At 49.5% G+C, this 1,987-nt stretch carries 4 protein-coding genes; all 4 read left to right on the top strand.

What is annotated here, in order from left to right; translation table 11 throughout:
• The first annotated feature begins 149 nt into the window (after positions 1-149).
• The 4 genes from ABZJ92_RS21665 to ABZJ92_RS21650 all read left to right on the top strand — a co-directional run bounded on the left by ABZJ92_RS21665 (position 150) and on the right by ABZJ92_RS21650 (position 1,916).
• Complete coding sequence (locus ABZJ92_RS21665; RefSeq protein WP_000940329.1) at positions 150-749, top strand: DUF1367 family protein; 600 nt, start codon at positions 150-152, stop codon at positions 747-749.
• Complete coding sequence (locus ABZJ92_RS21660; RefSeq protein ID WP_000228038.1) at positions 749-1,039, top strand: DUF1364 domain-containing protein; 291 nt, start codon at positions 749-751, stop codon at positions 1,037-1,039. Before ABZJ92_RS21665 ends, ABZJ92_RS21660 begins: the two co-directional genes overlap by 1 nt.
• Positions 1,036-1,590 (top strand): DUF1133 family protein, encoded by a 555-nt coding sequence (locus ABZJ92_RS21655; RefSeq protein WP_000640143.1) that lies wholly within the window; start codon positions 1,036-1,038, stop codon positions 1,588-1,590. Before ABZJ92_RS21660 ends, ABZJ92_RS21655 begins: the two co-directional genes overlap by 4 nt.
• A 152-nt stretch (positions 1,591-1,742) precedes the next feature.
• Positions 1,743-1,916, top strand: a complete 174-nt coding sequence (locus tag ABZJ92_RS21650; protein ID WP_000504450.1) for a hypothetical protein — start codon at positions 1,743-1,745, stop codon at positions 1,914-1,916.
• The last annotated feature ends 71 nt before the right edge of the window (positions 1,917-1,987 follow it).

Genomic DNA, 1,987 nt, shown 5'->3' with positions numbered 1-1,987 from the left:
TGGAAATGGAAGCCACGCAAGCACCTTAAAATCACCATCATACACTAAATCAGTAAGTTGGCAGCATTACCCTGTTAGTATTGGCATTAATTCTGGTATACTACATAACGGGCTGAACACCCATTCTACTGCGCCAGCGGAGAACTACGATGGCGCATATACAACTGGTCAAACAAACCTCTTCCGGATTACTTCTCCCGGCGACGCCGGAGAGTTGCGATTTTTTGCATCAAATCAAAATAGGTGAGTGGATACACGCAGACTTTAAGCGTGTGCGTAACTACGCATTCCACAAGCGTTTTTTCAAACTCCTGCAACTGGGATTTGATTACTGGACTCCGGTCGGTGGGGCGATCACGCCTCGCGAACGAAAACTGGTATCAGGCTTCGTTGATTACCTGTGCGAATCAGTAGGTCGGGAACACACTCCAGCCCTGAGTGATGCCGCAGAGCAATACCTTAATACAGTTGCGACATGCAGAACCCGGGATACGGCATTGCTAAAGTCGTTTGACGCTTTCCGCGAGTGGGTAACCATTCAGGCCGGATTTTACACCGAGCATATTTATCCTGATGGTAGTCGTGGGCGCAGGGCAAAATCTATCGCATTTGCGAACATGGACGAAACCGAGTTTCAGCAGGTTTATAAATCTGTACTGAATGTGCTGTGGAACTGGATCCTGTTCCGTAAATTTTCCTCTCCGGAGGAAGTCGAAAATGTGGCCGCGCAGTTACTGGAGTTTGCGTAATGGTGGATTTACGTAAAGCGGCGCGGGGGCAGATGTGCACCGTCAGAATTCCTGGCTACTGCAATCACAATCCCGAAACTTCTGTGCTGGCGCATTACAGGCTGGCGGGGACGTGCGGAACAGCGACAAAACCACACGATATGCAGGCAGCGATTGCCTGTAGCTCATGCCACGATTTAATCGACGGGCGGGTAAAAACCAGCGATTACACCAAAGAAGAATTACGCCTGATGCATGCAGAAGGTGTTTTTCGCACACAAGAAATCTGGAGAAAGGAAGGTTATTTATGATTTACCCAACAAATACAGGCAAAAGCGGGGAACACCTTCGTCTCACCACGCTGGAAAGTGTCTGGATTCAGGGAAAACTGCGCATGTGGGGGCGCTGGTCGTATATTGGCGGCGGTAAGACGGGAAATATGTTTAACCAGTTGCTGGCATCCAAAAAATTGACGAAAACAGCCGTCAATGAAGCCCTGCGCAGGATGAAAAAAGCGGGAATAGAGAAACCTGAGCTGGAAGCGTTTTTGCGAGAGATGATCAATGGCAAGCAAAAGACCTGGCTGGCGCATTGTACTGATGCAGAGGCGTTATGTATTGATAGAGTCATAAGTGAGGTGCTGGCAGAGCATCCTGGATTGATTAGTGTCCTCCGGCAACGGTATGAAGGGCGGGGGATGACTAAGCGTAAAATGGCTGAATTGCTGAATGACGCACACCCTGAGTGGTGTTTCCGGACGTGCTGCAGTCGGGTAGATGTATGGCTAAATCTTGCTGAATATATGCTCTATCTACCGATGCGTGATGCATTCTCTTCCGGGGATCTAAAAACCGTTTGTTGACTCAATCTGTTATCCGGGGCTATATTCCTCACGCGCCAGCAAAATCTGGCGTCGGGATTGGCGTCCCGGATGTTTACGGAGCGATATGAGACGCGCCCGCGTCTTTTTTCATATCGTTTGCACAGTCACATTCGCGATTTATGGCGGGCTGTGTGGGGGAGCCGAAAGGCTCGCCGGTTTCCGTACCCGGTTACGCCAACCCTGCACAGTTCGCCACCAGTTCGATTGGCGTCGTCGGTGGCGATAATTTCCAAATGTACGGAGTTATCGTTATGACCACTCAAATCTCTGTTGAAACTCTCTCCCCGATCACCCATAACCAGTGAGGTAGCCTGAGTTTAACGGACACTCCTTCCTGAAATAGAATGGCATCAGAAGGAGCTAATAATGAGCAGAA

Source organism: Shigella sp. FJ200513 (assembly GCF_040495915.1).
In the GTDB taxonomy this organism is placed as follows: domain Bacteria; phylum Pseudomonadota; class Gammaproteobacteria; order Enterobacterales; family Enterobacteriaceae; genus ECMA0423.
Note: the sequence above shows the minus strand (reverse complement) of the source record. Positions and strands in the feature narration are given on the sequence as shown.

Excerpts from the sequence above, each read along its gene's own strand:
- ABZJ92_RS21660 (WP_000228038.1), top strand. The coding sequence starts at position 749 with ATGGTGGATTTACGTAAAGCGGCGCGGGGGCAGATGTGCACCGTCAGA.
- ABZJ92_RS21665 (WP_000940329.1), top strand. The coding sequence starts at position 150 with ATGGCGCATATACAACTGGTCAAACAAACCTCTTCCGGATTACTTCTC.
- ABZJ92_RS21655 (WP_000640143.1), top strand. The coding sequence starts at position 1,036 with ATGATTTACCCAACAAATACAGGCAAAAGCGGGGAACACCTTCGTCTC.